19 protein-coding genes are annotated in these 18,925 nt (G+C 65.2%); 15 read left to right on the top strand and 4 right to left on the bottom strand.

Annotated features, from left to right (window positions below):
- Positions 1 to 86: 86 nt before the first annotated feature.
- A complete protein-coding gene (locus KW835_RS21555) occupies positions 87 to 281 on the bottom strand; it encodes a hypothetical protein (RefSeq protein WP_218386237.1) in 195 nt (64 codons plus the stop codon).
- Here KW835_RS21555 and KW835_RS21550 point away from each other — a divergent pair.
- The 6 genes from KW835_RS21550 (at position 274) to tolA (ending at position 4,469) form a co-directional block, all read left to right on the top strand.
- Positions 274 to 1,215 carry a hypothetical protein gene (locus tag KW835_RS21550; RefSeq protein ID WP_218386235.1) on the top strand — a complete coding sequence of 314 codons (942 nt, stop codon included), beginning with the start codon at positions 274 to 276 and terminating at the stop codon, positions 1,213 to 1,215. The genes KW835_RS21555 and KW835_RS21550 overlap by 8 nt on opposite strands.
- Positions 1,187 to 1,639 (top strand): hypothetical protein, encoded by a 453-nt coding sequence (locus KW835_RS21545; protein ID WP_218386234.1) that lies wholly within the window; start codon positions 1,187 to 1,189, stop codon positions 1,637 to 1,639. Before KW835_RS21550 ends, KW835_RS21545 begins: the two co-directional genes overlap by 29 nt.
- A gap of 288 nt (positions 1,640 to 1,927) precedes the next feature.
- A complete protein-coding gene (locus KW835_RS21540) occupies positions 1,928 to 2,308 on the top strand; it encodes a YbgC/FadM family acyl-CoA thioesterase (RefSeq protein WP_218386233.1) in 381 nt (126 codons plus the stop codon).
- Positions 2,305 to 3,018, top strand: coding sequence for a protein TolQ (gene tolQ, locus KW835_RS21535; protein WP_218386226.1), 714 nt, complete (start codon positions 2,305 to 2,307; stop codon positions 3,016 to 3,018). Before KW835_RS21540 ends, tolQ begins: the two co-directional genes overlap by 4 nt.
- A 15-nt stretch (positions 3,019 to 3,033) precedes the next feature.
- Positions 3,034 to 3,462, top strand: a complete 429-nt coding sequence (locus KW835_RS21530; protein WP_218386224.1) for an ExbD/TolR family protein — start codon at positions 3,034 to 3,036, stop codon at positions 3,460 to 3,462.
- A gap of 32 nt (positions 3,463 to 3,494) precedes the next feature.
- Positions 3,495 to 4,469, top strand: a complete 975-nt coding sequence (tolA, locus tag KW835_RS21525) for a cell envelope integrity protein TolA (RefSeq protein WP_218386222.1) — start codon at positions 3,495 to 3,497, stop codon at positions 4,467 to 4,469.
- Between the two features lie 250 nt (positions 4,470 to 4,719).
- Here tolA and KW835_RS21520 read toward each other — a convergent pair whose 3' ends face one another.
- Entirely contained in the window at positions 4,720 to 6,060 is a 1,341-nt protein-coding gene (locus KW835_RS21520) for an MFS transporter (protein ID WP_218386221.1), read from the bottom strand.
- A 250-nt stretch (positions 6,061 to 6,310) separates the two neighbouring features.
- Here KW835_RS21520 and cyoA point away from each other — a divergent pair, with 250 nt between their 5' ends.
- From cyoA to KW835_RS21480, 8 genes are all read left to right on the top strand, one after another.
- On the top strand, positions 6,311 to 7,372 hold the full coding sequence (cyoA, locus tag KW835_RS21515) for a ubiquinol oxidase subunit II (protein ID WP_218386219.1): 1,062 nt from the start codon (positions 6,311 to 6,313) through the stop codon (positions 7,370 to 7,372).
- A gap of 71 nt (positions 7,373 to 7,443) precedes the next feature.
- On the top strand, positions 7,444 to 9,450 hold the full coding sequence (gene cyoB, locus KW835_RS21510) for a cytochrome o ubiquinol oxidase subunit I (RefSeq protein WP_218386218.1): 2,007 nt from the start codon (positions 7,444 to 7,446) through the stop codon (positions 9,448 to 9,450).
- Positions 9,443 to 10,087 (top strand): cytochrome o ubiquinol oxidase subunit III, encoded by a 645-nt coding sequence (cyoC, locus tag KW835_RS21505; protein WP_218386210.1) that lies wholly within the window; start codon positions 9,443 to 9,445, stop codon positions 10,085 to 10,087. Before cyoB ends, cyoC begins: the two co-directional genes overlap by 8 nt.
- A complete protein-coding gene (cyoD, locus tag KW835_RS21500; RefSeq protein WP_218386209.1) occupies positions 10,088 to 10,528 on the top strand; it encodes a cytochrome o ubiquinol oxidase subunit IV in 441 nt (146 codons plus the stop codon).
- Positions 10,525 to 11,418, top strand: a complete 894-nt coding sequence (locus KW835_RS21495; protein ID WP_255593772.1) for an SURF1 family protein — start codon at positions 10,525 to 10,527, stop codon at positions 11,416 to 11,418. Before cyoD ends, KW835_RS21495 begins: the two co-directional genes overlap by 4 nt.
- A gap of 12 nt (positions 11,419 to 11,430) precedes the next feature.
- A complete protein-coding gene (locus KW835_RS21490; protein WP_218386207.1) occupies positions 11,431 to 12,780 on the top strand; it encodes an ATP-binding protein in 1,350 nt (449 codons plus the stop codon).
- Between the two features lie 44 nt (positions 12,781 to 12,824).
- Positions 12,825 to 13,454, top strand: coding sequence for a response regulator transcription factor (locus KW835_RS21485; RefSeq protein ID WP_255593771.1), 630 nt, complete (start codon positions 12,825 to 12,827; stop codon positions 13,452 to 13,454).
- A 62-nt stretch (positions 13,455 to 13,516) separates the two neighbouring features.
- Positions 13,517 to 15,661, top strand: coding sequence for a UvrD-helicase domain-containing protein (locus tag KW835_RS21480; protein WP_339385460.1), 2,145 nt, complete (start codon positions 13,517 to 13,519; stop codon positions 15,659 to 15,661).
- 177 nt (positions 15,662 to 15,838) lie between these two features.
- Here the strand turns inward: KW835_RS21480 and KW835_RS21475 are convergent, their stop codons facing one another.
- The gene (locus KW835_RS21475) at positions 15,839 to 16,624 is read right to left on the bottom strand and encodes a sulfite exporter TauE/SafE family protein (RefSeq protein WP_218386203.1); all 786 of its coding nucleotides are present in this window, start codon (positions 16,622 to 16,624) and stop codon (positions 15,839 to 15,841) included.
- A 219-nt stretch (positions 16,625 to 16,843) separates the two neighbouring features.
- On the opposite strand from KW835_RS21475, the gene KW835_RS21470 reads away from it, so the two are divergent.
- On the top strand, positions 16,844 to 17,752 hold the full coding sequence (locus KW835_RS21470) for a LysR family transcriptional regulator (protein WP_218386201.1): 909 nt from the start codon (positions 16,844 to 16,846) through the stop codon (positions 17,750 to 17,752).
- 145 nt (positions 17,753 to 17,897) lie between these two features.
- Here the strand turns inward: KW835_RS21470 and sbmA are convergent, their stop codons facing one another.
- The gene (gene sbmA, locus KW835_RS21465) at positions 17,898 to 18,896 is read right to left on the bottom strand and encodes a peptide antibiotic transporter SbmA (protein WP_218386199.1); all 999 of its coding nucleotides are present in this window, start codon (positions 18,894 to 18,896) and stop codon (positions 17,898 to 17,900) included.
- Positions 18,897 to 18,925: the final 29 nt, after the last annotated feature.

The raw sequence follows: 18,925 nt of genomic DNA, 5'->3' as shown, positions 1-18,925 counted from the left end.
GTGCTGCAGTTCGACAATAGGTTGCGTCTGCACATCAGGCGCCGGGCGGTCGTTGCCAAAGAGGGGGCGAAGCGTGGGGACCTCTCTCAGTTCTTCGTGACCAGTCGATAGTCGGCCATGTAGCGCTGCGCTGTCAGCGTGGCGGTATGGCGAAGCTCCTCGCCAAAGTATTCGAAGTCGGTCCAAAGAGTGGCGCTCAGGAAACGCACGCCTCCTATCGTGACTGCGGTGTCCTCCAGGAAGTGCACCTCATGCGCGTACGCAGCTTGTCGGATGTCCAAGAGCGCGACACTTGCTATCGACGCCATGAAGCACATTGCCGCCTTGAGGATGCTCTGCGGCCGAGAGCGCGGCGGCCTTGGCATCACAGAAGAAGACGAAGCCAACCCTTATCTCATCTCCTACCAGTACGAGCCTTGGAGCTCGGGCAAGCACAAAAGTTACGGCACAAGGCCAGTGCCAAGGTCGTACCAAGAAGTGTTGTCCTCTAATCCCATGCTCCTGGACCCGGCGCAGATCACCATCACCGAAGAGGATTTGCGAATCGCGCGAATGATTACGCCAACCTTAAATCCGGATGTTTTCAAGGTAGGGGCCATCTGGCCTTTCGGTTGGCATCAGCTGCGCCGCACTGGGGCAGTCAACATGCAGAGCTCGGGCCAGGTTGATGACTCATCGTTGCAACTGCAACTCAAACATCAGAGCCGTGAAATGACTCTCTACTACGGCCGTCACCACTCGCGCTTGGCGCTCAATGAAGAAGTGCGAATCCTCTATATCCAGACCATATACGAGGAGCAAGCACGTGCCATGCAATCCATCTCAGGCCCCCAGTTCGCCAGTCCCCTGGGTGAGACACGCAAGGCCTCCATCGTCAATTTGATAAGCGAGAAAGATGCCGCCACCCTCATCAAGTCTTTCAAAAGAGGCGAAGTCAGCGCCCGCAGCATCCGAGCGGGATTTTGCTTCAATGCACGTCCCTGCCCGTATGGCGGAGTTGAGTCCATCACGCAATGCCTCGGCGGCAGTAACGGCAAGGGCTGCCCCGACCTGTTGCTTGACGTGACTAAAGTTGACGACATCAATCGCTACGATAAGTCATTGGATGCTCAACTTGCTGTAGTTCACCCTGACTCGCCGCGCTACCGTGCGCTCCAATCCGAGAAGCGTTCAATCGAAAAGTACCATGCCCACGTTCAAGCCCAAAACCGCTGAAGCCAACTTCCGAGAGGCCTTTGAGCGTCTGAAGGCTGGCGTGCCCAACGTCTTGCCAGCCAGCAGTCTGGTAAGCCAAAACAATGTTGCCAAGGAGGCCGGTTGCGATCCCTCGGCGCTTCGCAAGGCAAGATTCCCGGGCTTGGTAAAGGAGATTCAAGCCTACCTTGCGACAAGCGGCCAAGAGCGCCCAATCTCTGAACGCCAGCTGCGTCTTAAAGCCCGCCAAGCCTCACGAAGCAAAATCGAGACCATCGCCAACCTCAAGGCACAACGAGACGATGCTGTTTCGCGACTGGTTGAATCAGACGAACTGATCGTCAATCTTTGGAACCGCGTCCGTGACCTCGAAGCCAGACTAGAAGACCTCCAGCCCAGCGCTAGTATCCTGCCCATGAAACCCTTTGCCAAGCTTAGGGGATGAGGAAGATTCGCTTAAAAAGCGATCCCGTTTAGAGCTTTGCTGCTCAAGCCAGATCACACCCGGCTAATGAATTGGGACATCCGAGTTGGGCACAGGTCGTGGAACATAAACGCCGGAATGTGCCTCCCCAGCATCAGGATGCTCAGTCGAAATCACACCGCAAGCCATGGACATCACCGTCCAGTAAAAATCGCAATCCAGACAACACTATGGACTTTCCTACAATCGTGAGGAGTGAGTGTTTTCAATGCTTTACGACATGTCCACAGTTGAGTACCACGCCGGTACATGGATGCGGGCGGCATCGTGTTCTATGCCAACTACCTCAAGTTCTTCGAGCGCGCGCGCACCGAGTGGCTGCGCTCGCTGGGCGTGGGCCAGCAGCTTCTGCGGGAACAAACCGGCGGCATGTTTGTCGTAACCGATGCGCAGTTGCGCTACCACCGCCCCGCCCGGCTGGATGACGAACTCATTGTTACCGCCGGCCTGCAGGCCGCAGGCCGGGCATCGTTGACAATAGTGCAGCAGGCGCTCCTGAAACCAGAGCAGATGACCGACAAAAGCCCGACCTTGCTGACCGAAGGCACCATCCGCATCGGATGGGTGGACGCAGCGACGATGCGCCCTGCAAGAATACCGAGCACCCTTCTGGAACAACTCACACCATGAACTCCCAAAACATGTCCATCATCTCCCTGGTGCTGCACGCCAGCTGGGTGGTGCAACTCGTCATGCTGCTGCTCCTCGGGGTATCGGTGGCCAGCTGGGCCGCCATCTTCCGCAAGCTGTTTGCCTTGAAGCGCGTGAAGACGCTCAACGACGACTTCGAGCGTGAGTTCTGGTCGGGCACCAGCCTGAATGACCTGTACGCCAGCGCTGCGCAGAACGCCAAGCAGGCCGGCCCCATGGAACGCATCTTCGCCAGCGGCATGCGCGAATATCAAAAGCTTCGCGAGCGCCGCATCGTGGACCCGGGCACCCTGCTCGACGGCGCGCGCCGTGCCATGCGCGCCAGCTTCCAGCGCGAGATGGACGTCGTCGAATCGAGCCTGTCCTTCCTGGCATCGGTCGGCTCGGTGTCGCCCTACGTGGGCCTGTTCGGCACGGTGTGGGGCATCATGCACGCCTTCACCGGCTTTGCCGGCATGGAGCAGGTCACGCTGGCCACCGTGGCGCCCGGCATCGCCGAAGCACTGGTGGCCACGGCCATCGGTTTGTTCGCCGCCATCCCGGCCGTGATCGCCTACAACCGTTTTGCCCGCGACATCGACCGGGTGGCCACGCACCAGGAGACCTTCATCGAAGAGTTCTCCAACATATTGCAGCGCAACCTCGGCGCACAACCCGCGCCCACCGGCCACACGGCCTCGGGCCACTGATCCGGGAGGCGCCACATGCCCGCCATGGCATCCCGCGGCCGAGGCCGCCGCACCATCAACGAAATCAACATGGTGCCCTTCATCGACGTGATGCTGGTGCTGCTCATCATCTTCATGGTGACGGCACCCATGCTTACGCCGGGCGTCGTGGACGTGCCCAGCGTCGGCAAGGGCAAGAACATGCCCAAGGTCGTCGCGCAGGTCATCGTGAACAAGGATGGCACGCTCCAGTTCAAGACGCCAGAGGCCACGCGAAGCCTGAACCAGCGCGAAATCGGCGATGCCGCCAGCCGCTGGCAGAAGGCTCAGGGCGCCGATAGCGCCAGCGCCGTGGTCATCAGCGCCGACAAGGGCGTGCAATACGAGAGCGTGGTGAAGGCGATGGACGCCTTGCAGAAGGCGGGCGTGCAGCGTGTGGGCCTCTCCGTCAAGCAGGGCGGTTGAACCGAACCCGCGCCCGCAACTCTCTCACGTCCATGCAAGCCCACAACGACCGCGACCAGTTTGCCCCGCCGCGCCCGCCCGCACGGCTGCGCGCCATCACGCTGGCCGTCCTGGCCCACGCGGTGCTGATCGGCGCCCTGACCTGGGGCGTGAACTGGAAGAGCAGCGCCGACCAGCCCGCAGTGGAAGCCGAACTCTGGGCCGCAGTGCCCCAGCAGGCCGCGCCGCGCGCCGTGGAGCCGCCCCCGCCCCCCCCGGCCCCGGCGCCCACCGAAGTTCGTCCGCCCCCCCCTCCGGCGCCACCGCCAGCACCACGCGCCGTGGAGCCGCCGGACACGCGCGAGGCTGACATCGCCATCGAACGCGAAAAGAAGCGCCTGGAGCAAGAGAAGAAAGCACGCGAGCAGCAGCAAGAGCGCGAAAAGCGCGAACGCGACCGCAAGGAAGAAGAGCGCAAGGACCGCCTGGAGCAGGAAAAGAAGGAACGCCTGCAAAAGGAAAAGGACAAGGAAAAGGAACAGCGCGAAAAGCAGCTGGCCGAGCAAAAGAAAGCCGAGCAGGACAAGCAAAAGAAGCTGGCCGAAGACAAGCGCAAGGCAGAAGAAGCGGCCAAGCGCAAGGAAGCGGACGACAAGCAACTGGCCAAGCTGCGCGAAGACAATCTGCGCCGCATGCAGGGCCTTGCGGGCGCGACGGGTGGCGAGACCGCCACCGGTACGGCGCAGCGCAGCGCAGGCCCTTCCGGCAGCTACGGCGGCAAGGTCGCAGCCAAGGTCAAGCCCAATATCGTCTACCCCGATGCGATTTCAGGCAACCCACGCGCCGAAGTGGAAGTGCGCCTGTCGCCCGACGGCACCATCGTCGGCAAACGCCTGGTGCAATCAAGCGGCAACAAGGCCTGGGACGACGCTGTGCTGCGCGCACTGGACAAGACCGAAACCTTGCCGCGCGATGTGGATGGGCGCGTGCCGTCTTCGCTGACCATTGGTTTCAGGCCCCAGGACTGATACGGGATCGCGCGCCGGCCATTCAACCCGATGAGGGCCGTGATGGGTCGCAACTGTGCTCGGCCTGAACGGATCTTGTACCTGGGACCAAGCCCTGCAGAAGCACCGCTTGAAAAACAAAAAACGCCCGGTGTCTACCGGGCGTTTTTTGCTATTTTCTTGGTTTCTTTTTGGCCTGTACCGCTTTCTGGACAAGCGCCAGAAGCTATCAAAACAGTAGCAAATCGCGTGAACGTCCTCCGCCAGGTCTTTACCGGTCCCTCCGCTCCATGCGGCGGTTCAGGTTCAGGGCACCCAGCGTGCAGGCCACGCCGGACAGCAAATACACCGTCACGGCCAGCAGGCCGAACTGCGACGAAAGGTACAGCGCGACCAGCGGTGCGAACGCGGCACCGATGATCCAGGCCAGGTCAGCGGACAGGGCAGCACCGGTGTAGCGGTACTGCGGCGAGAAGTTGGCCGTGACCGTGCCGGAGGCCTGGCCATAGGACAGCCCCAGCAGCACAAAGCCCAGGAGCAGGAACATGGTGCTGCCCACCTCGCCCGAATTGAGCAGCACCGGCGCCATGAAGCTGAAAACGCCGATCAGAACTGCCATGCCGCCCAGGAGCTTGCGGCGGCCCAGGTGATCCGACAACCAGCCCGACACCATGATGGCGCCAGCAGCGAGGAAGGCACCCACGATCTGAACGCCCAGGATCTGCGTAACGGGTTGGTCGGAGTAAAGCGTGATCCACGACAGCGGGAACACCGTGACCAGGTGGAAGAGCGCAAAGCTCGCCAGCGCAGCGAACGCGCCCAGCAGGACATTGCTGCCCTCGTCGCGCACCACGCGGCTCACGGACACGGGTTGCAACTCGCGCTCCTGCAACAGTTCCGTGTAGGACTGCCCCACCACCAGCCGCAAGCGTGCGAACAGCGCCACGACATTGATGGCGAAAGCCACGAAGAACGGGTAACGCCAGCCCCACGCCAGGAACTCCTGCACGGACAGGTTGCTGTACAGATAGACAAACAGTCCTGCCGCCAGCACAAAGCCCAGCGGTGCGCCCAGCTGGCCGATCATGGCGTACCAGCCTCGTCGCTCCTTGGGGGCCGACATCGCCAGGAGCGACGGCAGGCCGTCCCACGAGCCGCCGAGCGCCAGGCCCTGACCGATGCGCAGGATCAGCAGGGCGACGATGGCGACCATGCCCACGTCCTTGTAGCCAGGCAGGAACGCCATGCCGACCGTGCACACGCCCAGCAGGAACAGCGCGATGGTCAGCTTGGTGCCCCGTCCCCAGCGCCGCTGGATCGCCATGGAGACCGCAGTGCCCACCGGACGGACCACGAAGGCCACGGCCAGCAGCGCGAAGCCCATCAACGTGCCGTCCAGGCGCGTGAGGAACGGAAAGAGGAACGAAGGGAAGACCAGGACACAGGCGATCCCGAAGACGAAGAAGTCGAAATACTCGGACGAGCGTCCGATGATCACGCCCACGGCGATTTCGCTGGGGGTGACGTCCTCATGCGTATCAGCCCGCGAGAGAGAGGCGGCGCTTTCTTCAAAGCCGGCCGCAGGGTAAGTGGCAGTGGCGGGGCTGCTCATGAACAGGGCTCCTTCGTTGTTTGGATAAGACAGCCTTGTTCTACACCCAACTTCAGCCGCCCACAAGTGCGGTTTCACTATGACGGATGCAGGACGAAGCCGTAACCATCTGCTTTCGCACCATGCTGGGGCAGATGTTTTTTGACCTTGGACAAAATGTCCAATGTACAAAAAAGCTAGAGCTATTACATTCGGCGGCACTCCGTCATCCGCGTTTACCCTGAAGCAAACGCCCAGATTGCGTTCTTCCATGCCAAAAACTCCTCTCTCTCGCGTGCCTGTCTGGCTCGCCGCCATCGCTGCCCTGGGCAGCCTGGCCGGCTGCAGCAAGGCGGTCGTCCTCAATCCGGCCGGCGACGTTGCCGCGCAGCAAGGCCACATGGTCATCCAGGCCACGCTGCTGATGCTGATCATCATCGTGCCGGTGATCGCCCTCACCTTGTGGTTCGCCTGGAAGTACCGGCAGAACAACACGGCAAACACCGAGGACGACTACGACCCCGACTGGCACCACTCCACCACGCTGGAGCTGGTGATCTGGACGGTGCCGCTGCTCATCATCATCGCGCTGGGCGCCTTGACCTGGATCGGCACGCACAAGCTCGACCCCTATCGGCCGCTGGACCGCATTTCGGCATCCAAGCCGCTCGACGCGCAATCGACGCCCCTGGAAGTGCAGGTGGTGGCGATGGACTGGAAGTGGCTTTTCTTCTACCCCGAGCTGGGCATCGCCACGCTGAACGAGCTGGCGGCGCCGGTGGACCGCCCCATTCTCTTCAAGCTCACGGCCACCTCCACGATGAACGCGTTCTACGTGCCCGACCTGGCCGGCATGATCTACGCGATGCCGGGGATGCAGACGGAACTCAACGCGGTGATCAACAAGCCCGGCGTCTTCCCTGGCATGGCCACGCATTACAGCGGCTCGGGCTTCTCGGGCATGACGTTCAAGTTCCACGGCCTGAGCCAGGAAGACTTCGAGCAATGGGTAGCCAAGAACCGGTCCGAGGGCAAGCCGCTCACGCGCCAGGCCTACATGGATCTGGCGAAGCCCAGCGAGCGCGACCCCGTGCAGCGCTTCGCCAGCGTGGAAGAAGGCCTGTACGACAAGGTGCTCAACCGCTGCGTCGAGGAGGGCAAGATGTGCATGCACCACATGATGGCCATCGACGAGAACGGTGGCGACGCCTATGTGCGCGCCATGGGACTGAACCTGCCCCAGGACGTGTGCACCTCGCAGAACGCCGCCCAGGTGGTCGCCAGCCTGGAAGCCCGCCACGCCGCGCCCCGCACGGCCCCCGCCGCCCAATGATCCGCCCCTGACCTGCCGTGCTGGCGCGCCGTTCACCACGGCTGCGTCGGCGCTCTCCAAAGAGACTCTCTATGTCCTCCGTCACTGTTACTGACACCCACTGGGCCCTGGGCCGAATCACCTGGGACTCCGTGCCCATGGCGCACGAACCCATCGTGCTGTGGACCTTCGTCGCCACAATGCTCGGTGGCCTGGCCGTTCTGGCCGGCATCACCAAATTCAGGCTCTGGGGCCCGCTCTGGCGCGACTGGATCTGCAGCATCGACCACAAGCGCATCGGCATCATGTACATGATCCTGGGCCTGGTGATGCTGCTGCGCGGCTTTGCCGACGCCGTGATGATGCGCCTGCAGCAGGCCATGGCCTTCGGCGACAACCTGGGCTATCTGCCCCCGCACCACTACGACCAGATCTTCACCGCCCACGGCGTGATCATGATCTTCTTCGTGGCGATGCCGCTGGTCACCGGCCTCATGAACTACCTGGTGCCGCTGCAGATCGGCGCGCGCGACGTGTCGTTCCCGTTTCTCAACAACTTCAGCTTCTGGATGACCACCGCCGGCGCCGTGCTGGTGATGGTGTCGCTGTTCCTGGGCGAGTTCTCCACGGCCGGCTGGCTGGCGCTGTCCAACCTGGGGGCGCAGAACCCGGGGGTGGGGCTTGACTACTACATCTGGGCGCTGCAGATCGCGGGGGTGGGCACGACGCTGTCGGGCATCAACCTGATCGTCACCATCATCAAGATGCGCGCACCCGGCATGAACCTGATGCGCATGCCCGTCTTCACCTGGACGGCCCTGTGCACCAACGCGCTCATCGTCGCGTCGTTCCCCGTGCTGACCGCAGCCCTGGTGCTGATGTCGCTCGACCGCTATGCCGGCACCAACTTCTTCACGAACGACCTGGGCGGCAACGCCATGCTGTACGTGAACCTGATCTGGATCTGGGGCCACCCAGAGGTCTACATCCTGATCCTGCCTTGCTTCGGCATCTTCTCCGAGGTGGTGGCCACGTTCTGCAAGAAGCGCCTGTTCGGCTACACCTCCATGGTGTACGCCACGGTCGTGATCACCATCCTGTCGTACCTGGTGTGGCTGCACCACTTCTTCACGATGGGTTCGGGCGCCAGCGTGAACACCTTCTTCGGCATCACGACGATGATCATCTCGATCCCCACGGGTGCGAAGATCTTCAACTGGCTGTTCACCATGTACAAGGGCCGCATCCGCTTCGAGCTGCCCATGATGTGGACGGTGGCCTTCATGGTGACGTTCGCCATCGGCGGCATGACCGGCGTGCTGCTGGCCGTGCCACCGGCCGACTTCGTGCTGCACAACAGCCTGTTCCTGATCGCCCACTTCCACAACGTGATCATCGGCGGCGTGCTGTTCGGCCTTTTCGCCGGCATCAACTACTGGTATCCCAAGGGCTTCGGCTACAAGCTCGACCGCACCTGGGGCGTGCGCTCCTTCTGGCTGTGGGTCGTGGGTTTCTGGGTGGCGTTCGGCCCGCTGTACGTGCTGGGCCTGATGGGCGTTACGCGCCGTGCCAACCACTTCCAAGATGCATCGCTGCAGCCCTATTTCGTGGTGGCCGCCATTGGCGCCGCGATGATCGCTGCCGGCATCGCCTGCTTCCTGATCCAGATCGTGGTGAGCTACCTGAAGCGCGACCAGTTGCGCGACGTGACCGGCGACCCCTGGGATGCCCGCACGCTCGAATGGGCCACGTCTTCGCCACCCCCCAACTACAACTTCGCCTTCACGCCCGTGGTGCATGAGATCGATGCCTGGTGGGACATGAAGAAGCACGGCTACCAGCGCCCACTCACCGGCTTCGCCCCCATCCACATGCCGGCCAACACCGGCTCGGGTGCGGTCATCTCCGCGCTGTCGCTGGTGCTGGGCTTCGCCCTGATCTGGCACATGTGGCTGCTGGCCGGAGCGTCGTTCGCCGCCGTGATCCTGGTGTCCATCATCCACACGTTCAACTACAAGCGCGACTTCTACATCCCCGTCTCGGAAGTGACGGAGACGGAAAACCTTCGCACCCAACAACTGCGCGCCAGCCATGTCTGATATCCGTACCACCCCCGTCGCGGCCGGCGCCGCGAGCGCGGCGCTCCCGCTGCGCCAGTACCACCCCGCGCACGAGCCGCACCCCGAAAACGGCACAGCGCTGGGCTTCTGGTTCTACCTGATGAGCGACTGCCTCATCTTCGCTGCCCTGTTTGCCACCTACGGCGTGCTGGGCCGCAGCTACGCGGCCGGCCCCACCGGCGCGCAGCTGTTCGACCTCACGCTGGTGGCCATCAACACGGCCTTCCTGCTGCTGTCGTCCATCACCTTCGGCTTTGCCATGCTGCGCAAGCAGCAGAACGACGTGAAGGGCACGCTGCTGTGGCTGGCCGTCACGGGCTTCTTCGGCCTGTGCTTCCTGGGCCTGGAACTGTATGAGTTCCACCACCTGATCCACCAGGGCGCCACGCCCCAGCGCAGCGCCTTCCTGTCGGCCTTCTTCACGCTGGTGGGCACCCACGGCCTGCACGTGACCTTCGGCCTGATCTGGCTGGTGGTGCTGATGGTGCAGATCGGCAAGCACGGCCTGATCCATGAGAACAAGCGCCGCCTGATGTGCCTGTCGATGTTCTGGCACTTTCTGGACGTGGTCTGGATCGGCGTCTTCACCTTTGTGTACCTGATGGGAGTGCTGTAAATGAGCGCACAACACACACACACTCACTCCCACCCATCGCAGGGCGATCACGGCCACGGCCACGACGACCACCATGGCGACGTGGGCCCTCACAGCAGCCTGCGCGAGTACGCCATCGGCTTCGTGCTGTCGGTCATCCTCACCGCCATCCCCTTCTGGCTGGTGATGGCCAAGGTGATCGCCGACCGCAACACCGCCGTGCTCGTGCTGGGCGGCTTCGCGGTGGTGCAGATCCTCGTGCACATGGTGTACTTCCTGCACATGAACGGCAAGGTCGAGGGCGGCTGGACGCTGCTGTCCACCATCTTCACCGTGGTGTTCGTGGCGATTGCGATCAGCGGCACCTTGTGGGTCATGTTCCACATGAACAGCAACATGATGCCCGACCACCCCACGCCCACCCCGCCCAAGCACGAGGCTGCCGGGCACGTCACGCCTTGACCGCAGCCCCGGCCACCCAGCACCCTGCGGACCAGCGGCGCTTTGTACGACGCGCCGTGCTGCTGGTGGTCGGCATCGCGCTGTTCCTGGGCTTCGTGGCCCTGGGCACCTGGCAGGTTCAGCGCCGGGCATGGAAGCTCGATCTGATCGAACGCGTGGACCAGCGGGTGCACGCCGCACCGGTGGCCTTGCCCGCACCGGTCGAATGGCCAGGCATCCACGCCGACAGCCACGAATTCCTGCCCGTCACCGTGACTGGCCACTGGTTGCCGGGCAAGACCGTGCTCACCCAGGCCGTGACGGCGCTGGGCGCGGGCTTCTGGGTGGTCAGCGCCTTGCAGCAGGACGACGGCACCACGGTGCTGATCAACCGGGGATTCATCCCGCAGGAGAAGCGCGCCGAATGGGCCGCGCAGGTCGCTCCGGCTGCGGCTTCACCCAATGCCCCCGCTACCACTGACTCCGCCTCCCCCGTCACCGTACAAGGCCTGATCCGCATGACCGAGCCCAAGGGCGGATTCCTGCGCACCAATGACCCGCCGCAGCAGCGCTGGTTCTCCCGCGATGTGTCGGCCATCTCCCAGGCGCTGCAGCTGGGCCGGGCGGCCCCTTTCTACATCGATGCCGGACTGCCCACCGCCGGCACGCGAGCGCTGACCGCCGAGGCCGTCGAGGTGGCAGGCGCCGCTGCAGCGGCCAGCACCACGTGGCCCCGCGCAGGCATGACCACCATCCGCTTTCCGAACAGCCACCTGGTCTATGCCATCACCTGGTACGGCCTGGCCCTGATGGTTGTGGGCGCGGCCTGGCTGGTGGTGCGCCACGAGCGCCGCACAGACCTGAACGACGGCCGCGTCCCCGACGCAGGCCCCAACGGCGCGGGCCGGTAGACTCCCGCCACCATGCCTCTGCCACGCATCGCGAAAAGCGACGACATCCTGCGCGGCAGCCCACGCGCTGCCGATGCCGCCGCCGGCATCAAGAACCTGCAGCAACTCATCCAGTTGCGTTGGATGGCCGTCATGGGCCAGATCTTCACCATCGAGGTGGCGCACCACAGCCTGCGACTGACCATTCCGCTGGTGCCGATGCTGCTGGTGGTGGCCTGCCTGGCCGTGTTCAACGTGGTCAGCCTGCTGCGCCTGCGCATGGGCGTGGCGGTGCGCAATGTGGAGGTGTTCCTGGCGCTGCTGGTGGACGTTGCCGTGCTCACCACCCAGCTGTACCTGAGCGGCGGCACCAGCAACCCGTTCGTGTTCCTGTACCTGCTGCAGATCGCGCTCGGGGCCATCCTGCTGCGCGGCGCCTACATCTGGACCATGGTAGCCATCACGGCCGTGTGCTTTGGCGCGCTGGCCACCTACCACCTGCCGCTGGAGCTGCCGCAGGACCTGCACCAGGGCCTGTCCAGCCTGTACGTCATCGGTCTGCTGGTGTGCTTCGTGCTCAACGCCATCCTGGTCGTGGTGTTCATCACCCGCATCAACCTGAACCTGCGCGAGCGCGATGCCCGCCTGGCGGCGGCGCGCCGCCGCCGTGTGGAAGAAGAGCACATCGTGCGCATGGGCCTGCTGGCCTCGGGCGCCGCGCACGAGCTGGGCACGCCCCTGTCCACGCTGGCCGTCATCCTGGGCGACTGGCAGCACGACGCAGAGCTGATGGCCGACCCGGTGCTGCGCGAAGACATCGACGAGATGCGCACCCAGGTGCAGCGCTGCAAAGGCATCGTGAGCGGCATCCTCCTGTCGGCCGGCGAGGCGCGCGGCGAGCATTCGGAGCAGACCACTGTGTGCAGGTTCGTGGACGCCCTGGCCGAGGAATGGCGCACCACGCGCCCCATTCCTGCATTCTCATACCGCAACGAATTCGGGGACGACACGCCCATGGTGTCGGACACCACGTTGAAGCAGATGGCTTTCAATGTGCTGGACAATGCACGGGACGCATCGCCGCAGTGGGTGGAGCTGGTCATCTCCCGTGATGAAGCGTCGGAGACGCCCGCTCTGTGCATCACCGTCAACGACGCAGGCCCGGGCTTTGCGCCCGGCATGCTCGATCACCTGGGTGAGCCCTACCAGTCCACCAAGCAGCGCCCCGGCAGCGGCCTGGGCCTGTATCTGGTGATGAACGTGGCCCGCACGCTGGGCGGCAGCGTCAGCGCCCGCAACCGCGCCGCAGAAGGGGGGGCGCAGGTCAGCATCCGGCTGCCCCTGGCGGCCATCGCATTGCCCAAGGCGCACCGCCCGGCCTGAGTCCCAGGCCGCACCGCAGAGACAGGAGCCACCGGAGCACCGCCATGGACACGAGCAGCAGCATCAGTCGCAGCAACAACAGCCCCAACCCGCCGAATGCGGCAACTTCCGCACCCGGCGGCCCCGAAGCCGAGGCCTCCCACAAGCCGCTGCTGCTGATCGTGGAAGACGATGAAGCCTTCGCGCGCACGCTGACCCGCTCGTTCGAGCGGCGCGGTTACCGCGTGCTGCGCGCGGCCAGCCTGGCCGAGGTCGAGGCACTGCTGGTAGAGCACATCCCCGGCTACGCCGTGGTGGACCTCAAGCTCAAGGGCGATGCCTCTGGCCTTGCGTGCGTGCAGAGGCTGCATGCGGCCAGCGAGGCGATGCTCATCGTCGTGCTGACCGGTTTTGCCAGCATCGCCACGGCCGTGGAGGCGGTGAAGCTGGGTGCCTGCCACTACCTAGCCAAGCCGTCGAATACGGACGACATCGAGGCCGCCTTCGGACTGCGCGAGGGTGACACCCAGGTGGATGTGACCAATCGCTCCAGCTCGCTCAAGACCCTGGAATGGGAGCGCATTCACGAGGTGCTGGCGGAGACGGGCTTCAACATCTCCGAGACGGCGCGGCGGCTGGGCATGCACCGCAGAACCCTGGCGCGCAAGCTGGAAAAGCAGCAGGTCAGCCGATAGGGCCGGCGGCCGCCACCATCGCGCCTTCGGGGACAATGACTGCCCCTCTTGCGGACATGCCCGTGCCACATCCCCTCGCCCCGACACCCTCCTCACCGACAACTCCCAGAAGCTGGGCCCGGCAGCGCTTCATCGCCACCCCCGAGCAGCGGCGCGTGCTCGACTCCAAGGCTGCGGCCTGCATCATCAGCGCGCTGGCGGGCACCGGCAAGACGACGACGCTGTGCATGAAGGCCTGCAACCTGCTGGCGGGCCTGGGCGACCCCAAGCGGCCCGCGCGCATCCTGGTGCTGGCCTACTCCCGCGCAGGCGTCACCGCCATCCGCGACCGCATGATGCAGTTGCACGGCACCGTGCCGCGCAGCCTGGAGATCCTCACCATGGAGCAGCTGTGCGAGCAGTTGCTGCGCGAGCAGGGCGACCCGGTGAATACGCTGGACGACCCGGTGCGCCGGCGCTTTCTGATCCTGCAGGCCCACCAGGCGCTGCGCCAGGAGCTTGAGCGCAGCGCTGGCAGCGATGACCTGGGCGAGGAGCTGTTCCCGCACAGTGTGGACATCGACGCGTTCCTGGCCTTCGAGGCACTGGCCAAGAAAAAGCTCCTGGACCAGGAGGCGCAGGACTCGGGGCTGTCGCTGCGCGCGTTTTGTGAAGACCGCGACATCGACTACGGCCTCTACCGCCTTTATGGACAGTACGAGCGCATGCGTGTGGGCATGAACCACGAACCGCGTTTCTACGCGGAGGGCGACTGCACCTTCGAGCTGTGCCGCCAGTTGGGAGAGCTGGGCTGGGAGCAAGCGTTCGAGGGCTTGGAGAGGCGCTACAGCGCGGTGCTGTTCGACGAGCTGCACGACCTGGACGAAGGCGCGCTCACCGTGCTTCGCGCGCTGGTGCGGGGCGACAACGGTTTCTTCGTGGGCGCCGGGGACTTCAACCAGCACATCCACGAAGGTTCGTTCTCCGTGTTTGGCGGGGGCATGCAGCACATCCTGGCCTGCCTGCCCGCAGAGACCGAGGTGTTCAGCATCAACACCACGCGCCGCTTCGGCGCCGATATCTGCGCGGCGCTCAACCCCCTGTTCGGCGTGGAGTTCGCGCCGGTGGCGGGCAGCTCCGACGCGTTCATGCACCTGGCCTACGACAGCGACGAACATTGCGCCGCGCAACTGGTGGAGCTGCACGCGCAGATAGTGAATGGCTGGGGAGCACTGCAGGAGAAAAAAGGACAGGAAAGGCAGGAAGAAGCGAAAGCCCGCAACGGCGCACAGCGTCTGGGCGCGCAGCACAGCTCACTGAACGTGGTGCTGCGCAACCCGCAGGACAGCATCCTGCTGGAGTGGGTGTTCGGCCATGAAGGCGTGCACTACGGCACTCAGGGCATGAGCCCCTTCTACCTGCGGCGCGAGGTGGCGCTGGCGCTGGTGCTGATGTGGGCGCTGCACGCTGGACCCGGCGGCCAGGACGGCCCTGCGGGCGGGGAGACCTACCTCACCCCCGGCATCGTGGGCGCGGCAGTGGAGGGCCTGCTGCACTACGGGCGGCGCGCACCGCGCACCGATGCGGTGGACATGGACGTGCTGGCGCAGGGCCAGTTCGACAGCGCGGGCTGGACGGACCTGCCTGGCGCCGACGAAGGTCAGAAGCTCGCAGCCACGCTGCACGGCAGCAGCGCCCGCATGCGGCGCTACATCGCACACGGCGGGCTGGCCCCCACAGCGCCCGAGCTCACGGATGCCTGCGCACTGATCTTGGCGCTCGCGCCCGGGGCGCGGGCCGAGGTGCTGGCCGATGCGGGCCTGTTCTGCCGGCACCCGCTCGTGCAGCGCATCTTTGCCGACGCTCCCATCAACGAGCGCGAGCGGCGCGCGTGCCTGGCCAGCCTGCACGCCCTGGACCGGCTAGCGCGGCAGATCCCGGTGGCGGAGTTTCTGGGCCGCCTCACGCTGATGGCCACCGGCAGCATTGCCATGCACCAGCGCAACGAACCGGTGAGCCTGCGCCTGCTGACCGTGGAGGCCTGCAAGGGCCGCGAATTCACCTTCGTGGCCGTGCCCTTCGTGGAACGCGGCCGGTTCCCCGCGCCCGCCCCCCAGCAGGAGGCCTACCGCGAGCGGAACATGCTCTATGTAGCCACGACCCGAGCACGCGCCGCGCTGTGGGTGCTGGAGAGCGCGGCCAAGCCGGTGTTGCCCGGCCCGGTTTGAGACATTGGACAGCCAGGGCTGCGAGCATGTCCAGGTTCTGCAAAGACGCCAGTCCCCCGCCCGTCAAGCGGTTGGCAAAGCTCAGCGCAGCGGTCCTGGCTAGGCGTTGGGTCGCAGACAGTACTGCAAGTACGGCAAGACCCGACAACGACGCCAGGAGAGCTTTGCCAGCCGCCGTCACGAAGACGCAAAGCCGTGCCAGGCGAGGACATCTGCCACCATGTAGACGCCCAGGGCCAGCAGCCCCACCATCAGGCAGCGCCTGAACCACACGGCGGACATGCGCTGGCGGATGCGCGCACCCAGGGCCATGCCCAGCAGCGCGGGCACCAGCATCCAGGCCGACAGGATCAGGGTGGGCAGCGGATAGCTGGCATTGAACGCCAGCCCGCCCGCCAGCGCCAGGGTGGACACGGTAAAGCACAGGCCCATTGCCTGCACCAGCGCGTCGCGTTGCAGGCCCAGGGCCTTCAGGTAGGGCACGGCAGGCACGACGAACACACCGGTGGCGGCCGTGACCCAGCCGGTGGCCAGGCCCACCGCGGGCGACAGCCACGGCTCGGCCCGCGCAGGCACACTGAGCCGCGCCCCCATCAGTCCCCAGACCCCGTAGGCGATCAGCGCCACGCCCAGCATGGCACGCGACCATGCCCCCGCAGGCGCTCCCAGCAGCCAGGCCCCAAGCCAGGTGCCCCCGCAAACACCCAGCTGCATGCCGCCCAGGCGCCGCAGCAGCGGGCGCAGCGCGGCAAAGGGGCGCAACTGCCAGAGGTTGGTGACCAGCGACGGCACGATGAGCAGCGCGGCCGCCTCGGCCGGCACCACCAGCAGGGCCAGCAAGGCCATCGACACGGTGGGCAGACCCAGGCCCACCACCCCCTTGATGCAACCCGCCAGGGCAAACACCATGGCTGCCGCCGCCAGCCACGCCCACGGTTGGTCACCCAGGCTGCCGCCCGTCATGGCCGCCACCCCGCACGCATCTTCACGCCCGTACGCCCCCCCTGCCGACATGTCCTTCGTGTCCGATCCATCGCTGGCCCTTCTCCTGCCCGCTCGACGCGGCGGGCCACGAGCGCATTCTTCGCAACGCGGGTGTGCCTGGAAATGCGGAAGCTGCGCAGCCAGCCTCAGGCACAGCCGAAGCCACCCGCGGTGGGTCGATGTGGTAGGTTCGCGCCCATGCGCTTTGACCTGACAGACTTGCGGCTCTTCGTGCACGTGCATGAAGCGGGCACCATCACCGGCGGCGCCGAGCGCAGCCACATGGCGCTGGCATCCGCCAGCGAGCGCATTCGCGGCATGGAAGACGCCTTGGGCGTACCGCTGCTGGTGCGCGCCCAGCGGGGCGTGCAACCCACCCCAGCGGGCCACACGCTGCTGCACCACGCCCGGCTGGTGCTGCGCCAGATGGAGCATCTGCGCGGCGACCTGGGCGACTTCGGCAACGGCCTGGCCGGCCATGTGCGCATGCGTTGCAACTCGTCGGCCCTGAGCGAATTTCTGCCCGCAGCGATGGCGGGCTTTCTGCAGCAGCACCCGCGCATCTCGGTCGATGTGCAGGAAGCCCCGAGCCAGGACGTGGCCGACGCCGTGCGCTCCGGCCTGTGCGACATGGGCCTGGCCTCGGATGCGGCGGACCTGCAGGGGCTTGCCGCCTGGACGCTGAAACCGGACCCGCTGGTGCTGGTCGTGCCGCGCGGCCATGCGCTGGCCAGCCTGCGGCGCATGGCGCTGGCCGACGCGGCACACCTGGACTTCGTGGGGCTGGACGAAGGCAGCGCATTGCAAAGCCATGTCGCACGGCACGCGCAGCGCACAGGCCAACGGCTGCGTTTCAGGGTGCGGCTGCGCCACTTCGAGGCGGTCTGCCAGCTGGTGGGCATGGGCGTCGGCGTGGGCATCGTGCCCCTGGCGGCCGCCCGGCGGCACAGCCGAGCCCACGGCATCCAGGCGCTGCGCCTGACGGATGGCTGGGCCCGGCGCAGCCTGGTGCTGTGCACCCGCAGCCCCGACGAGCTGCCACTACATGCACTGCAGTTGCTGCAGCACCTGATGCCCCGCACGGCGACGCCCAACGACCCGGCATGAGCCCCCGAAGACGGCCGGCGACCCAGGATTTCAAACAAAAAAATAGGCTCTACCGCTTGATGGATAAGCGCAAATAGCTACCAAAAATATAGCAACGACGAGTGAAACGCGATCCCGTGGCGGCATTCACCGCCACCGCTCCCACTCAGCCTGCCAGGCCCTCCTCTGCCAGCGGCGCCGTCATCTGCCGCTCGAAGGCCCGCAGGCGCTTGTAGACCGATATCTGCTCCACCACCGTGCTCCAGTTCAGCACAAGGAACTGGAACGACTCGAGGACCTTGTCGAAAGCCCGCGCGATCTGCTGCATCACCCCCAGCGTGATGGCCCCGGCCACCAGCGTGGGCCCGAGCGCCACCAGCGGCACGAGCACGCTCACCTGCAGGTACGACCATTTCACGACGTCGAAATACAGGTAGTGGAAGAACAGCCGGAAGTAGTTGCGCCGCACGTCCTGGAACAACGCGGCGGCAGTGGGCGGGGATGCGCGGGCAGCGTCGTCCTCGCCCAGCACCAGCTCCTTGCGGTAGGCCGCCTCCACGCGCTGGTTCTGGAACTCCAGCCCCGGCAGCTTCACGCCCACCAGCGCCAGTAGCAGCGTGCCGCCCAGCGACCACAGCAGCGCCACCCAGACCAGCGAATGCGGCACGGCACCGAGGACGGGCAGCGCCGTGACCTTGTCCGAGAGCATCCACAGGATGGGCAAAAACGCGGCCAGCGTCATCAGGCTGCGCATGAAGCTGAGCCCCAGGTCTTCCATGATGCGGGCGAAGCGCATCGTGTCCTCCTGCACCCGCTGCGCTGCGCCTTCGATGTGGCGCAGCCGGGGCCAGGCGGCCATGTAGTGCTCGTTCATGGCCTGTCGCCAGCGAAAGATGTAGTGCTTGGAAAAAAAATCCACCAGCACCGCCGTGGTCACATACAGCATGGCCACGTGCGTGAAGGTGGACAGCTGGCGCCAGAACTCCTGCATCGTGATGCTGCCGGGCTGGCTCAGCCCCTTTTGCACCAGGTCGTAGAAGCTGCCGAACCAGTCGTTGATCTGCACGTCGAGCTCGACGCGGTACCAGGTGGCCAGCAGGATGACGATGGAGCCCAGGATCGACCAGGCCCACCACCGGCGGGAGAAAAAGAAGGACTTGAACATCGTGGATGCCGAGTTGTTATGGTTCTGCG

Source organism: Acidovorax sp. sic0104, assembly GCF_019219095.1.
GTDB lineage: Bacteria > Pseudomonadota > Gammaproteobacteria > Burkholderiales > Burkholderiaceae_C > Acidovorax.
The sequence above is the reverse complement of the archived record's forward strand: the minus strand, read 5'-3'. Positions and strand labels throughout refer to the sequence as shown.